Genomic DNA, 14,017 nt, shown 5'->3' with positions numbered 1-14,017 from the left:
AGCAGCAAGCGGCTATGCCGCGCAGGCTGCGAGTGAGGAAAAACTCCATGGACGGAGGTTTTTCTACGGTAATCAAGAAGGGGGAGATTGCTTCACTGCATCCGCAATGATAGACAAGCTTTAAGAAATGATTCTGAACTGCTGTTTTTACTGTAAAAATTCTGCACGATGCGATGTAATACTTGTTTAATCTTTTTTAAGATAATATCATTACATCAATCGAAATATATGGAGCTGACATGAGCAAACAGTGGGAACTTAAATGGATGGCATGGGAAGTAACCAGAAAATGCAACATGAATTGCGTTCACTGCCGTTCAAATTCAACAATAGAGTCGGCGGAGGGGAACCTCACGTTTGACAAATGCAAATCTCTCATGGATGAGATAGGCGAGCACGCCAAACCTGTTATAGTTATATCCGGCGGCGAGCCACTTCTGAGGAAAGACGTTTTTGATATAGCCGCATACGGCACAGAGAAAGGCTTCCGCATGGCAATGGCCACAAACGGAATGCTTGTGGATGATGAAGTCTGTAAAAACATGAAGCAGTCAGGCATCCGCATAGTCTCCCTCAGTCTTGACGGAGCCACAAAAGATGTGCACGACAACTTCCGCGGTCAGGAAGGGGCATACGAAAGCGTGATGAACGCCGCCGAGCATTTCAGAAAGCATGACATAAAATTCATAGTAAACTCATCCTTCACCAAGAGAAACCAGAACCAGATAGAAGGTACATACAAGCTTGCCAAGAAAATAGGCGCCACTGCCTGGTATATGTTCCTCATAGTCCCCACGGGAAGAGGGGAAGAGGTGATGAAGGAGCTTGTTTCCAAAGAGGATTACGAAGACCTTCTCAACTGGCATTATGACATGGAGCGCGAGGAGCAGGACATACTCGTCCGCCCCACATGCGCCCCGCAGTATTACCGCATATGGCATGAACGCAGCAAGGCGGAAGGGCTTGACCCCGAACGCAGAAGCCTCTCTTTCGGAACGGGCGGCGGCAAAGGCTGTATAGCCGGACAGTCCATCTGTCTGCTCAACCACGAGGGGGATGTTTACCCCTGTTCGTATTTCCCCATGGCTGCCGGAAATGTCTTTAAACAGGGCTTCTGGGAAATATGGAACAACTCCGAGCTTTTCAGGGATATGCGCAGCTTCAAAGACTATGAAGGCAAATGCGGTGTATGTAAATATCTCGGCGTTTGCGGCGGCTGCCGTGCCAGATCTTACGCTGTGAGCGGTTCGTACATGGAAGAAGAACCCTTCTGCGATTATATTCCGACAAACTACAAGCCCTGCGGCTGATAATTATTAATAATAAGCAATAGACAAAAAAGCCGGAGTGCGTCACGCTCCGGCTTTTTTCATTTCCTCACCTTTCTGTTCTAAAATCAAACGTGTTTCATTATTATAAAAGCCGATAGTCCGGTTATGACGGCATTGTCCGCTCAAAGTTAATAATTTTCATATGTCTTTATATTGAACTGCTTGACATGGTTCAAATTCTGTTTTATTATCACCCAAGTTTAAGAGGGGCTGAATGCGGGTACTATCTCTTCAGTTGCCGATGACGCTGGGAGATGTGAAATCCAATAGTGATAAATTCCTATCAGCTTTGTCGGAAGTTATTGATGAACAACCGTCAATTGTTATCCTGCCCGAAATGTGGGCGACCGGTTTCGACTATCAGAATCTTAACCGATTCAGCGGGCAGACCGAAGAGATTTGTAACGATATTTCCCGCAGGCTTAATGAAAATACGCTGGTTATTTCCGCTCTGCCTGAAAGGAATTATAACAAGGTTTATAACACGGTATATGCGGTTTCATCCGCAGGCGTTATAGCCCGTTACCGCAAGAATTTCCTCTTCACTCCTCTGGACGAGCATGTTTATATTGATAACGGTAAAGGTATTACGGTTTTTGAATTCATGGGTGTTAAGATCGGACTTCTTCTCTGCTATGAAATCCGTTTCCCCGAACTTTTCCGCATGACAGCCCTTGCCGGAGCGGAGCTCATAACCGTTCCCGCTGTATGGGGCGCAGTGAAAAAGGAACACTGGCTTACCCTTCTGCGCGCACGCGCGATAGAGAATCAGTGCTACATTGCCGGATGTAATACCAGCGTTATGCACGGCCGCAAGGACATGCCCTGCGGCTATTCCGCCATGTTTGACCCGTGGGGCGAGGCTATGTTTGAGCCCTCCGCAGAAGAAGGGGTCTACAGCGCGGTTATGGAACCTGCGAAGGTGGCAGAGATAAGGGAGAAGATCCCAAGCTTCAACGATGCTTTAAATGCTTTTGTAATAGAGAGAAAAAACTAATAATGACATTAAGCTAAAGGAGGAAAGAATGTCTGAACTTCAGAGCAGGGTTCGTGATAAGAGCCTTCATCATCTTTTTATGAAACCTGAGGACACCATCAAGTTTTTCAAAGATGCCGACAACAGGATTATGGATCTCGGCTGGTCCGGCTTCACACCGGTAGGCTACCCCAAAGTTGTTCCTATTGCCCTTGCAGACCATGTTGAAAAAAATAATCTTCAGGGCAAATGGAAGTTCAACCTTTTCATAGGCGCATCTGTCGGTTCTGAAACTGAAAACAGATGGGCAACACTGGACATGATTGACAGAAGATGGCCCTACCAGACAGGTAAGGACATAGGAAAAGGGATAAACTCCGGCAAAATCAGAATGGGCGATAAACACCTCTCCATGTTCGCTCAGGATCTCAGATACGGCTTCTACACTAAAGACAGAGGCGGCAAACTTGACGTAGCTATCATTGAGGCTACTGCAATCACTGAAAACGGCGACATCATCCTCGCAGGTTCCGTTGGTGCTGCACCTGAAATTATTGACATAGCAGATAAAATCATCGTTGAAATCAACACAGGCATGCCCTCTCTCGAAGGTATGCACGACATCATGATGACAGACCTGCCCCCTTACAGAAAAATTATTCCCATCACTGACGTTCGTCAGCGCTGCGGAACACCCTTTGTTCCCACTAACAAAAGCAAAATCGTTGCTATAGTTGAGTCCAAGCTTCCCGATAACGGACGCGCACTCAGAGGAACAGACGATGTTGCTCAGGCTATCGCAGACAACATAGTTGACTTCTTCACTCACGAAGTGAAAGCCGGCCGTCTGCCTAAAAACCTTCTGCCCCTTCAGTCAGGCGTTGGTTCAATAGCAAACGCCGTTGTGGGCGGCCTTACAGCTTCTCCCTTTGAGGATCTCGTTGTTTTCACGGAAGTTCTTCAGGATACTTTCCTTCCCTTCCTTGACTCCGGAAAGTGCAAATACATCAACTGCACATCTCTTTCGCTTTCAGCGGAAGGCTTCAAAGAGTGGTGGGAAAAATTCGAGTTCTACAAAGATAAAGTTCTTATGAGACCTCAGCAGATCTCAAACAACCCCGAACTTATCAGAAGGCTCGGTGTTATAGGTATGAACACTCCCCTTGAGTTCGATATATACGCTCACGCTAACTCAACCTGCGCTGGCGGTACAAAAATGCTTAACGGTATCGGCGGTTCCGGGGACTTCCTCAGAAACGCTTACCTGTCTATCATGCACTGCCCCTCTGTTCGTGAGTCTAAAACTGACGAATTCGGTATATCAGGCGTTGTTACAAAAGCTCCCCATGTTGACCACACAGAGGCGGATCTTGATGTTCTGGTTACTGAGCAGGGTCTTGCCGACCTTCGCGGTCTTGCTCCGAAAGACAGAGCGCGCGAAATCATCAAAAAATGCGCTCACCCCGCTTACAAAGACTACCTCACTGATTACCTTGAGAGATCAGAGAAGGCGACTGGCTACCACCACGAGCCTCACATACTCTCCGAAGCTTACAAAATGCATATCAACCTTGCCGAAAACGGCACTATGCGTTTCTGGAACAAATAATCACAAGGGCGGCTCTGAAAAGGGCCGCCTTTTTTCATTTCTGAGTGTATTCCGCAAGTCTGTCCTGCTATTCTGTTTTCTTATAATCCTCAAGATTTTTCTGTTTTGGCCGATAATATACACATGCTGCGGAGAAAAGGAAGTGACGCGCCTGTACTCTCCGGCATATGCGAAGCTTCGTCATTAACGTCGATGTAACCCTCACAATTCAAAGGATTGAATGAGCCCTTTCTTGCGGTTGCGGATATTTTTGCGTCCGCAAATGAAAAGGGCAGACTAAGGACAGTATTTACGGAGGTAATCATGCAGTCGATGACACTGAGCATGACCAGCACCCGCTTTGAGGCCACAGCCTACTCAAAGCGCGGAGCATCAAACAGCAGCAGGGAAGCGGCAAGCGCTCCCTCTTACGGCACAGGCAACAAGGCCGGCAGCAGATATGTAAGCAGCGGTTCGGCCTTTATTCTTGATATTGCAGGGCTCAAAAAAGGGCTTGAGGATTTTGGTTCATATCTCAACAGCAGCACTTCCGGGAGCGAAAGTATGAATTCTCAGGGGTTTAAACTGAGAATCCAGTCCATCACTATCGAAGCATTCTCCGAGCAGAAGAGAGAGCACTCACGCATAAGCGAAGGTTTCAGATTCAGCTACACCTCCATTGAAATCTCCATGGAGCAGAGTTCAGGTGCTGATGGTTCACCAGACCTTTATGACAGCTATTTCGGTGATGACGCTTACTGGGGCGCGGAGAAGACATCCGGCAGGATAATGGACTTTATAAAATCCATATCAGGCGGAGACCCCGAAAGGCTTGAGCAGGCGAGAAGCGGAGCCGTAAAAGGCTATAAAAGCGTGGAAAGCCAGCTTGGGACAATGCCGCAGGTATGCGTGGATACTCTGGAACTCCTCATGGAGAAAATAGACGCTTACAAAGAGGAAATAACAGCACAGCAGTCTGTTGATGTGACTGCGTAAAAATTCATATCCATTAAGGCATCGGCGGTTTCCGCCGGTGCTTTTTTGTGCTAATCCTATTAAGTTACTATTCGTTCACACTTTTTGTAATAAAAACAATAATTCCAATTTTTATTGACATTCAGTTTATGCCCTCAATATAATTATGTATACCATCCAAAACAGTAGGGAACATGAAACAGGAACAAACTGCGGATAAGTTATTTTGCAGTGTTGATTAGATCAGGGGATCCATATGAAAAAACTCAACGCAAGAACCAGTGTGGCACTGCAGGTGATTATACCTATGGTCGCAGTGTCAGTAATGATTTTTTCTGCAATTGTGCTCATTACCCACAAAATTAATAATGCAAATGCAGAGCTTATTGCCCAGCTCAGGGCAAAAGAGATGAACAGTATACTGACTCAGCTTGTCAGGGAGAGTGTGAGCGCTGAACCTGATGCTGAGCACTATGATTTTCTGCATAAGTTTATTTCAACTAATAAGCTTGGTGAATTCGGTTATTTTTACATAATGGATTCCGGCGGAAACCTTCTTTATCATATCAATCAGGAAATGGTTGGTAAACCTCTGACACAATATGACTTTATTCAGAAAATGCTTAAGGAGAAAACCGGTTCCATCACTTATGATTTCTCCGGCAAAACCAAGGTGGTGAACTATAGTTTTTTCCCTGAAAAAAACTGGATTCTGGCTGCCGGGTATGAGGTTAATGAGCTTTTTGCGCCTTTCCGGGCTGTTGAGTATAAAATAGTTTTCCTGAGCATAGGCGGGCTTTTCGTGCTCATAGCTGTTCTTGCCGCTGTGATGAAATATTTTCAGAAAAATATGCGCCGTCTGCTGGATTCTTTTATGGAGGTTGCTAAGGGTAATCTCAGGTTTAATTCCGGATCATCTGTTATCGAATCCGCATGCTCGGATAAAATAAACTGCGCGGCTCCGGAGTGTTCCGCATATGGGATTAAAGGGGTTCCCTGCTATCTGACAGTGGGGAGCGAAGCGCCCAAGCTCGGCATGGAGGTTGAGTGCACCAAAATTCTGAATAAAACATTTAAAACATGCGATGAATGCAGCTTTTATAATTCTGAGATAAAGTCTGTAAATGAATTTAACAGACTGAACCAGTTTAACTCAGCCATGCTTATAAAACTTTCAAAATCCATACAGAGCATAAAGGCAACAGCAGACAAGCTTACCAGCGGTTCTGGCACTCTTTCCGCATCCACTGAGCAGTTGGGGTCAAATGTTACCCAGCAGAATCAGGAGATAGGCCAGATAACGGCAGCAATAAGGCAGATTAACGCAGGCGTGGAGGATGTGGCTGATAAAGTTACGCAGACAGAGCACCTTGCCAATGAGAGCAGAATGTTCGCTGAGAGATCCGAAACGCGCACCATTGAGGGTGAAAAAATGATAAGCGGGATTGTTGAATCCAGCGAATCTCTGATCAAAAATATCGATACTCTCAAGAACAATTCAGAGTCCATGTACAACATACTCGAACTCATAAACGATATTGCGGATCAGACCAACCTTCTTTCGCTGAACGCTGCTATCGAAGCAGCCAGAGCAGGGGAGGCGGGGAGAGGTTTTGCAGTTGTTGCGGATGAGGTTCGCAAGCTTGCGGAAAGAACGGTGAACTCAGTCAAGGAGATTTCAAATATAATTAATCAGAACAACAAGCAGGTTGATAATGCCGTCAAGAATGTTGAAAGCAACATTACGCTTATCAGCGGTGTTTCTGAATTTATGACAAACCTGAAGGAACTTTCGGGGCAGACAAAAAATAACTCCATAGCCACATCGGACAACATCAGTCAGGTTGTCTCCGCCATACAGGAACAGGCGGCGGCAATAAACCAGATGGATGAGGCAATCAGAAATGTTTCAATCGGAATTAACGAGATAAGTCAGGCGACTGACCTTCTGGCAGAAATGAGCGTTGCTCTGAGGAATGACGGCAACACTCTGGAGCATGAGGCCGGAAGATACACATATTCTTAAACAGGGAATTGTTATCGGTTTATAAAAAAGAAACCCGCCAGTGTATACTGACGGGTTTTTTTATTTTACTTTTTAGCAGCAGACTCAGCTCATCAGTTTTCTGAGCACGAAATCCAGAATGCCGCCGTGTCTGAAATATTCGATCTCAATATCTGTGTCCAGCCTGCACATGGTGTCAAACTCTGTCACCCTGCCATCCGGCTTAACAGCTTTAACCCTGATTGTGCATCTCGGAGTGACGCCTGACAGTCCTTCGATGGTGAAGGTTTCCGAACCGTCCAGACCGAGTGACTTCCAGCCCTGATCATTTTTGAAAACCAGAGGAAGAACGCCCATTCCCGCAAGGTTGCTTCTGTGGATGCGCTCAAAGCTTTCAGCTATAACAGCCCTTATTCCCAGAAGTTTGGTTCCCTTTGCTGCCCAGTCGCGTGATGAGCCTGTGCCGTATTCCTTGCCGCCGAGGATGACTGTGGGAGTGCCGGATTCGATGTATTTCATTGCAGCGTCATAGATAAACATCTCCTCGCCGGTGGGGATATATTTTGTATATCCGCCTTCTCTGGGTTCCGCGAGTTTGTTTTTAATTCTTACATTGCCGAAGGTTCCGCGCATCATCACCTCATGGTTGCCTCTTCTGGAACCGTATGAGTTGAAGTCGTCCTTAGTATTGCCGTGGGCGATGAGATACTGTCCTGCCGGATAATCAGGCATGATTGACCCTGCCGGGCTGATATGGTCGGTGGTAACTGAATCGCCCAGCAGAGCTATGGCTTTTGCGTCTCTGATGTCCGTTACGGGAGCGGGCACAGGCTTAAAGCCTTCAAAGAACGGGGGTCTGCGGATGTAGGTTGAGTCTTTCTGCCATTCAAAGATTTCGCTTTCATTAGCGGAAAGCGCAGCCCAGAACTTGTCGCCTTCGAGTATGCGCCCGTATTCCTTGATGTAATCCTCGCTGGTGAGGCTGGATTCCACCAGCGCCCATATTTCTTCCGATGTAGGCCATATGTCTTTGAGGTATACAGGCTCATCATTCGGGTTATAGGCTATGGGGTCTGTGTCTATATTTATGTTCACTGTCCCCGCAAGGGCATAAGCCACAACAAGCATGGGGGAAGCGAGGAAGTTAGCTCGTACATTGGCGTGAATGCGTGCCTCAAAGTTCCTGTTGCCGGATAGAACTGCGGCGACGGACATTTTATTGTCCTTAACTGTTTTTTCAATGATCGGATGAAGCGGTCCTGAGTTGCCTATACAGGTGGTACAGCCGAACCCTGCCGTGTGGAATCTCAGCGCCTGTAAATAAGGCATGAGGCCTGACTTCTCAAGATAGTCGGTGACCACCTTGGAGCCGGGGGCGAGGCTTGTCTTAACATATGCGGGAACACGAAGCCCTTTCATAACGGCTTTTTTTGCAACAAGACCCGCGCCGATCATTACAAACGGGTTTGAGGTATTTGTACACGAGGTAATGGCGGCTATCACAACAGAGCCGTTTTTCAGCGTGAAGTTCTCACCCTGAAGGCTCAGAGGCACTTCCGCGCCTTTTCCGGCATAGTCATCCATGACTTTGGGCAGGTCTTTGAGGATGATTCTGTCCTGAGGTCTGGCAGGGCCTGCTACACAGGGTTTGATTGTGGAGAGGTCAAGCTCTACCACCTTGGTGTATTCAGGGGTTACTGAATCATCATAGAAGAGCCCGTTTGCCTTGGTGTATTTCTCAACAAGATCAGCTTCTTCGACTCTGCCTGTGAAGCGGAGGAAGCGCAGTGTTTCCTCATCAACAGGGAAAAATGTCATAGTTGCGCCGAATTCAGGGCTCATGTTTGAGATTGTTGCTCTGTCCGGTATTTTAAGGGCTTTGATTCCGGGGCCGAATGCCTCAACGAACTTTTCAACCACCTTATGCTTCCTGAGAAGCTCGGTGATGGTGAGGATCACGTCTGTTCCTGTGATGCCTTCTGCTATGGTTCCGGTGAGCTTGAGGCCTATAACCTCAGGAATAGGCATGTAATATGGCTGACCGAGCATTACCGCCTCGGCCTCTATTCCGCCGACCCCCCATCCCATAACGCCGATTGCGTTTATCATGGGTGTGTGCGAATCAGTGCCCACGCATGTATCGCATATTGCAACTGTTTCACCGTCTATCTGGCGTGTGTCGATAACTTTGCCGAGATACTCAAGGTTGACCTGATGGCAGATCCCTGAACTGGGCGGAACAATGCGGACGTTGAGAAATGCTTTCTGCGCCCATTTGAGCACAGCGTAACGTTCGCCGTTGCGCTTGTATTCGAGATCAACGTTTTTATCAAGGCTGTCCTCGCTGCCGAAGTAGTCAACCTGAACAGAGTGGTCCACTATGAGGTCAACCGGAACAAGGGGATTGATTACGGAAGGGTTTCTTCCCGCTTCCTGAACTGCGTCCCTCATTGCGGCAAGGTCAACTATGCCCGGAATGCCTGTGTAGTCCTGCATAAGAACCCTTGCCGGATGGTAGGGGATTTCCTTCGGAGCCTCATAGGCAGGCTTCCAGTTAGCTATCTCAAGGATGTCTTCCTCTGTAACAATCTGCCCATCAAGCTTCCTGAGCATGTTTTCAACAAGAACCCTTATGGAATAGGGCAGACGTTTTATATTAGCCAGTCCGTCCTTTTCCAGCTTGGTAATGTCGTACATTACGACTTTGCCTTTTGAGGTATCCAGAATCTTCTTGTAATCCGATTTGAGCATAGAGCTTCCTCCTACTTGGGTAACCTGTCCATGAACTTGCTTATCAGATCAATAGGCAGCGGGAAAACAACGGTGGAGTTCTTTTCGGACGCTATCTCTGTGAGTGTCTGTAAATATCTTAACTGTATTGTAACAGGGTTTCTTGACATTATCTCGCTTGCTTCGGCGAGTTTTTCCGCAGACTGCATTTCGCCTTCGGCGTGGATTATTTTTGCCCTTCTTTCCCTTTCAGCCTCGGCCTGTTTGGCCATTGCTCTCTGCATTTCACCGGGAAGGTCAACATGCTTCATCTCAACTGAGCTTACCTTCACGCCCCACGGGTCGGTCTGTTTGTCGATCACACTCTGGAGTTCGTCATTGATCTGCTCACGGTTGGAGAGAAGATCGTCAAGCTCAAACTGGCCGAGTATGCTGCGGAGAGTGGTCTGCGCAAGCTGGCTTGTTGCGTAGTAGTAGTCCTCAACTTCGAGAATTGCGCTTTCCGGTCTTAATATGCGGAAATAGATGACAGCGTTGACTTTAACGGACACGTTGTCTTTTGTGATGATGTCCTGCGGGGGAACATCCATAACCACCGTGCGGAGGTTAACCTTTGCCATTTTTTCAAGTGCGGGTATCAGGATGATTAGTCCGGGGCCTCTGACGCCTGAGAATCTGCCGAGACGGAAAATAACTCCGCGCTCATATTCTCTCAGCACTCTGACAGAGTTTGCCAGCAGTACAACGGCAAGGAGCACAAGCACTCCGAGGGATGGAAACATATTGACCTCCAAAGTCTGTTTATGTATCATTTTACACTCAATATCAAAAATTTGCCATACCTGTAAGGAGAAAAATTCCATGGGCATAAAAAGTATGACAGGATACGGAAAAGGAATTTCCGTATCAGAGAGCTGTGATGTTAAAGTTGAGATAAAAAGTGTTAACAGCAAGTACCTTGACCTTAATATCAGAATGCCCAAATATTTGTCTTTCATCGAAATTTCAGTGAAAAACCTCATCAGGGAGCGCCTCGAAAGGGGCAAGGTCGATGTCTTTGTGGATGTCAGCCTTAAAAAATCACAGTACAAGCCGAAGCTCAACAGAGAGCTTCTTCAGGGATATATAAACACTCTCCTCGCCGCTAAGGACGAATTTTCCCTTGACGGAAACCTTACTCTGGATCATGTTATCTCCCTTCCTGACGTGATAGGAACGGAAGAGGACAACTCTCTGGGCGATACTGCGGGGGCGGTTCTTATGGATGCCCTTAAAACCGCTCTTGACGGTCTTGAATCCATGAGGCTCATGGAAGGGGAGGCACTTAAGGCGGATCTCCTTGAGCGTGTTGCTGTTCTGGAAGAAATGAACCGCGAGATTGATGAAAACCGTAAAGATGTTTATAATTACTGGTATGATAAGTATAATGCCAGAGTCAGGGAGCTTCTGCCCGAAGGTTTTTCAGACGAGAGAATAGTTCAGGAAGCAGCCCTCTACGCCGAAAGGTGTGACATAAGCGAGGAAGTAACCCGCATATACGCACACGCAGAGCACATGAGGCAGATTATCGGCTCCAAGGCGGCATGCGGCAAAAAACTTGACTTTCTTTGTCAGGAGTTTAACCGCGAGTTTAACACAATCGGTTCCAAAAGCAGCAAGATAGGCATAATCAACAACGTTGTCAGGGCGAAAAGCGAGCTTGACAGAATCCGCGAGCAGGTGCAGAACATTGTCTGACGGAAAAAACTTCAAACAGGGTAAACTTTTTGTGGTGAGCGCTCCCAGCGGAGCGGGGAAAACCACCCTGTGCAATAAACTGCTGGAGAACAATAAGGCGCTCCGGTACTCTATTTCATATACCACCAGAAAACCCAGATTTGATGAAACCCACGCCGTGGACTACTTTTTTGTTGATGTACCTGAGTTCAGGAAAATGATAGACGAAGGCGAGTTTATAGAGTGGGCTGAGGTGCACGGCAACTATTACGGCACATCAAGGCGCACTGTTGAGGGGATCATCGCAGAAGGCGGTGATGTGCTCCTTGACATAGACCCGCAGGGGGCGCGTCAGCTTAAAACCACCCTCGGCTACGGTGTTTATATTTTCATAACAGCACCCAGCATAAAGGAGCTTGAAAAGCGCCTGAGAGGCCGCAGAACAGAGCCTGAGGACGTTATGAAGCTCCGTCTGGACAACGCCCGCAAGGAAATCCGTCTATTCAGCGAGTATGACTACCTTATAATGAACAGAAATTTTGAAGAAGCATATAAACATCTTGAATCAGTCTATATTGCCGAACATCTCAGAACAAAAGATGTCAAGGACATATACGAGCTGATGGAAGAGGAGGATTAGATTTTATGCCAATGCTCGATATTGAAAAGAGAATTAAGGACGAAAAGGTTAAAAGCCGCTTCAAACTCGTGAGGCTGGCCAGCATCCGCGCCAAACAGCTTAACAGAATGAAGGATGACGATATTCCCCTTAAACTTGAGAGATACCACAAGGTAACAACAAACGCCCTCGATGAAATCATTGAGAAGGCAGTAGATTTCGAGGAGACAGATGGCTAACATCCTCATCGGAGTGAGCGGAGGAATAGCCTGCTATAAAATACCCACCCTTTGCAGGCTGTTTAAGAAGGAAGGGCATGATGTCAAAGTTATCCTCACGGAGAACGCATCAAAGTTCGTCACCCCGCTTACCTTTGAGTCTGTAACAGGGAACAGAGCCTATACGGGTGAATTTGATCCGGGGCTTGATCCGGAAATAATTGAGCATATCGATCTTGCGGGCTGGGCGGATAAATTCATAATCGCCCCTGCCACGGCAAACCTTGTCGCCAAGGCAGCATGCGGAATAGCCGACAATCTTCTTACGTCCACTCTGCTTGTGTACACTAAACCTGTTTATTTCGTTCCTGCTATGAACACTAATATGTTCAACCATCAGGCAACTCAGGAAAACCTTTCGACCCTTTTAAAAAGAGGGCACATCATCATAGAACCGGACAGCGGCGAGCTTGCCTGCGGCACAAGCGGCAAAGGCAGGATGAAGGAACCGGAAGAGCTTTTCAGACTCATAGAGGGCGAACGTCCGCTGGCGGGGCTCCGTGTGCTTGTCACAGCCGGAGCCACTGTTGAACCCATTGATCCGGTGCGTTACATTTCCAACTACTCAAGCGGGAAGATGGGTCTTGCTGTTGCGGCAAAGGCACGTGAGCTTGGTGCTGAGGTGAAGGTTATCGCAGGCAGCATCAGTGCCGACTGTTCAGGTTTTGACACTGTGCATGTAAGATCCGCGGAGGATATGCTGAATGCAGTGAGGGAGCATGTCGCATCGTGCGATATTCTCATCAAAGCGGCAGCCGTGGCGGATTATGCTCCGGTCGAAACCGCAGTGCAGAAGATTAAAAAGAACGACGGCGAGCTTGTTATCCGCCTGAAAAAAAATCCCGATATTTTAAAAGAGATTGCGCCGCTGAAAAAACACTCTCAGGTATTCTGCGGTTTCGCCGCGGAGAGTGAGAATCTCAGCAAAAACGCAATCCGCAAACTTAATGAGAAAAAACTGGATATGATCGTGGCAAACGATATTTCCAGAAAAGATATAGGCTTCGGCTCCGATGATAATGAAGCGGAGATCCTCTTTGCTGACGGTTCATCCGAACACTTCAATAAAGGCTCCAAGCGCGAACTGGCGGAGCTTATCCTCATCCACGCGGCAGGGCTTCTGAAATGAGCTCTTTCGGCAAAAACCCGATAGAGGAAATCTACGGAGTAAGCCACATCCTTAAACCAGCCGTTCCGGCAAAGCAGGAGATCAAAGACGATATGAAAACTCTGGCAGAAACGGTAGCGGCCTGCGAAAAATGCGCACTCTCAAAGGGCAGAACCAACTCTGTTTTCTCTGACGGGGATGAAAAAGCCGCGCTTATGTTTGTGGGCGAGGGTCCGGGCTATGACGAGGATATGCAGGGCAAGCCTTTCGTGGGCAAAGCGGGCAAGCTGCTTACCAAAATGATAGAGGCAATGCAGTTTAAGCGCGAGGAAGTATATATCGCCAACATAGTAAAATGCCGTCCGCCCGACAACCGGGCTCCTTTCAGGGAAGAGGCGGAAGCCTGTATTCCTTATCTTTACCGCCAGATAGAGTATGTTAAGCCGAAGGTTATAGTGTGTCTGGGCAGCGTGGCTACTCAGTATCTGCTGAAAACCACAGCGAGCATTTCTAAAATACGTGGCGAATTTGTTGATATGAATGGCATAATGGTTATGCCTACATTCCATCCCGCCTACCTTCTCCGCAGCCCGAACATGAAAAAGCCCGCATGGGAAGACCTGCAGAAAGTTATGGCAGTTCTCGGCAAAAAATAATTAAATTCTCCGGTACATTTTACCTTCAAAAAATA

12 protein-coding genes are annotated in these 14,017 nt (G+C 47.4%); 10 read left to right on the top strand and 2 right to left on the bottom strand.

The window, feature by feature from the left end; all coding sequences use genetic code 11:
• The first annotated feature begins 239 nt into the window (after window positions 1–239).
• The 5 genes from OSQ85_RS10905 (at window position 240) to OSQ85_RS10885 (ending at window position 6,896) form a co-directional block, all read left to right on the top strand.
• Window positions 240–1,310 carry a radical SAM/SPASM domain-containing protein gene (locus OSQ85_RS10905; protein WP_265823057.1) on the top strand — a complete coding sequence of 357 codons (1,071 nt, stop codon included), beginning with the start codon at window positions 240–242 and terminating at the stop codon, window positions 1,308–1,310.
• Between the two features lie 235 nt (window positions 1,311–1,545).
• Complete coding sequence (locus OSQ85_RS10900; RefSeq protein WP_265823056.1) at window positions 1,546–2,328, top strand: nitrilase-related carbon-nitrogen hydrolase; 783 nt, start codon at window positions 1,546–1,548, stop codon at window positions 2,326–2,328.
• Between the two features lie 28 nt (window positions 2,329–2,356).
• Window positions 2,357–3,916 (top strand): acetyl-CoA hydrolase/transferase C-terminal domain-containing protein, encoded by a 1,560-nt coding sequence (locus tag OSQ85_RS10895; protein WP_265823055.1) that lies wholly within the window; start codon window positions 2,357–2,359, stop codon window positions 3,914–3,916.
• 303 nt (window positions 3,917–4,219) lie between these two features.
• On the top strand, window positions 4,220–4,891 hold the full coding sequence (locus OSQ85_RS10890; RefSeq protein ID WP_265823054.1) for a hypothetical protein: 672 nt from the start codon (window positions 4,220–4,222) through the stop codon (window positions 4,889–4,891).
• A gap of 235 nt (window positions 4,892–5,126) precedes the next feature.
• Entirely contained in the window at window positions 5,127–6,896 is a 1,770-nt protein-coding gene (locus tag OSQ85_RS10885; protein WP_265823052.1) for a methyl-accepting chemotaxis protein, read from the top strand.
• 84 nt (window positions 6,897–6,980) lie between these two features.
• Here the strand turns inward: OSQ85_RS10885 and acnA are convergent, their stop codons facing one another.
• Window positions 6,981–9,626 carry an aconitate hydratase AcnA gene (acnA, locus tag OSQ85_RS10880; protein ID WP_265823051.1) on the bottom strand — a complete coding sequence of 882 codons (2,646 nt, stop codon included), beginning with the start codon at window positions 9,624–9,626 and terminating at the stop codon, window positions 6,981–6,983.
• Window positions 9,627–9,637: 11 nt separating this feature from the next.
• The gene (locus OSQ85_RS10875; protein ID WP_265823050.1) at window positions 9,638–10,387 is read right to left on the bottom strand and encodes a slipin family protein; all 750 of its coding nucleotides are present in this window, start codon (window positions 10,385–10,387) and stop codon (window positions 9,638–9,640) included.
• 79 nt (window positions 10,388–10,466) lie between these two features.
• On the opposite strand from OSQ85_RS10875, the gene OSQ85_RS10870 reads away from it, so the two are divergent.
• The 5 genes from OSQ85_RS10870 to OSQ85_RS10850 are packed head-to-tail and all read left to right on the top strand — an operon-like array spanning window position 10,467 to window position 13,982.
• Window positions 10,467–11,342 carry a YicC/YloC family endoribonuclease gene (locus tag OSQ85_RS10870; protein ID WP_265823049.1) on the top strand — a complete coding sequence of 292 codons (876 nt, stop codon included), beginning with the start codon at window positions 10,467–10,469 and terminating at the stop codon, window positions 11,340–11,342.
• On the top strand, window positions 11,335–11,961 hold the full coding sequence (gmk, locus tag OSQ85_RS10865; RefSeq protein ID WP_265823048.1) for a guanylate kinase: 627 nt from the start codon (window positions 11,335–11,337) through the stop codon (window positions 11,959–11,961). Before OSQ85_RS10870 ends, gmk begins: the two co-directional genes overlap by 8 nt.
• A gap of 5 nt (window positions 11,962–11,966) precedes the next feature.
• The gene (gene rpoZ, locus OSQ85_RS10860) at window positions 11,967–12,179 is read left to right on the top strand and encodes a DNA-directed RNA polymerase subunit omega (protein WP_265823047.1); all 213 of its coding nucleotides are present in this window, start codon (window positions 11,967–11,969) and stop codon (window positions 12,177–12,179) included.
• Window positions 12,172–13,347 carry a bifunctional phosphopantothenoylcysteine decarboxylase/phosphopantothenate--cysteine ligase CoaBC gene (gene coaBC / locus OSQ85_RS10855; RefSeq protein ID WP_265823045.1) on the top strand — a complete coding sequence of 392 codons (1,176 nt, stop codon included), beginning with the start codon at window positions 12,172–12,174 and terminating at the stop codon, window positions 13,345–13,347. The genes rpoZ and coaBC overlap by 8 nt, the downstream gene beginning before the upstream one ends.
• On the top strand, window positions 13,344–13,982 hold the full coding sequence (locus OSQ85_RS10850; RefSeq protein WP_265823043.1) for a uracil-DNA glycosylase: 639 nt from the start codon (window positions 13,344–13,346) through the stop codon (window positions 13,980–13,982). The genes coaBC and OSQ85_RS10850 overlap by 4 nt, the downstream gene beginning before the upstream one ends.
• Window positions 13,983–14,017 lie beyond the last annotated feature (35 nt).

Origin of the sequence: Geovibrio ferrireducens (assembly GCF_026226615.1) — a bacterium.
Lineage (GTDB): Bacteria > Chrysiogenota > Deferribacteres > Deferribacterales > Geovibrionaceae > Geovibrio > Geovibrio ferrireducens.
Note: the sequence above shows the minus strand (reverse complement) of the source record. Positions and strands in the feature narration are given on the sequence as shown.

Bases quoted from the DNA above. Each gene is read 5' to 3' on its own strand.
- OSQ85_RS10905 (WP_265823057.1), top strand. From the start codon at position 240: ATGAGCAAACAGTGGGAACTTAAATGGATGGCATGGGAAGTAACCAGA.
- OSQ85_RS10900 (WP_265823056.1), top strand. From the start codon at position 1,546: ATGCGGGTACTATCTCTTCAGTTGCCGATGACGCTGGGAGATGTGAAA.
- OSQ85_RS10895 (WP_265823055.1), top strand. From the start codon at position 2,357: ATGTCTGAACTTCAGAGCAGGGTTCGTGATAAGAGCCTTCATCATCTT.
- OSQ85_RS10890 (WP_265823054.1), top strand. From the start codon at position 4,220: ATGCAGTCGATGACACTGAGCATGACCAGCACCCGCTTTGAGGCCACA.
- OSQ85_RS10885 (WP_265823052.1), top strand. From the start codon at position 5,127: ATGAAAAAACTCAACGCAAGAACCAGTGTGGCACTGCAGGTGATTATA.
- acnA (WP_265823051.1), bottom strand. From the start codon at position 9,626: ATGCTCAAATCGGATTACAAGAAGATTCTGGATACCTCAAAAGGCAAA.
- OSQ85_RS10875 (WP_265823050.1), bottom strand. From the start codon at position 10,387: ATGTTTCCATCCCTCGGAGTGCTTGTGCTCCTTGCCGTTGTACTGCTG.
- OSQ85_RS10870 (WP_265823049.1), top strand. From the start codon at position 10,467: ATGGGCATAAAAAGTATGACAGGATACGGAAAAGGAATTTCCGTATCA.
- rpoZ (WP_265823047.1), top strand. From the start codon at position 11,967: ATGCCAATGCTCGATATTGAAAAGAGAATTAAGGACGAAAAGGTTAAA.
- coaBC (WP_265823045.1), top strand. From the start codon at position 12,172: ATGGCTAACATCCTCATCGGAGTGAGCGGAGGAATAGCCTGCTATAAA.
- OSQ85_RS10850 (WP_265823043.1), top strand. From the start codon at position 13,344: ATGAGCTCTTTCGGCAAAAACCCGATAGAGGAAATCTACGGAGTAAGC.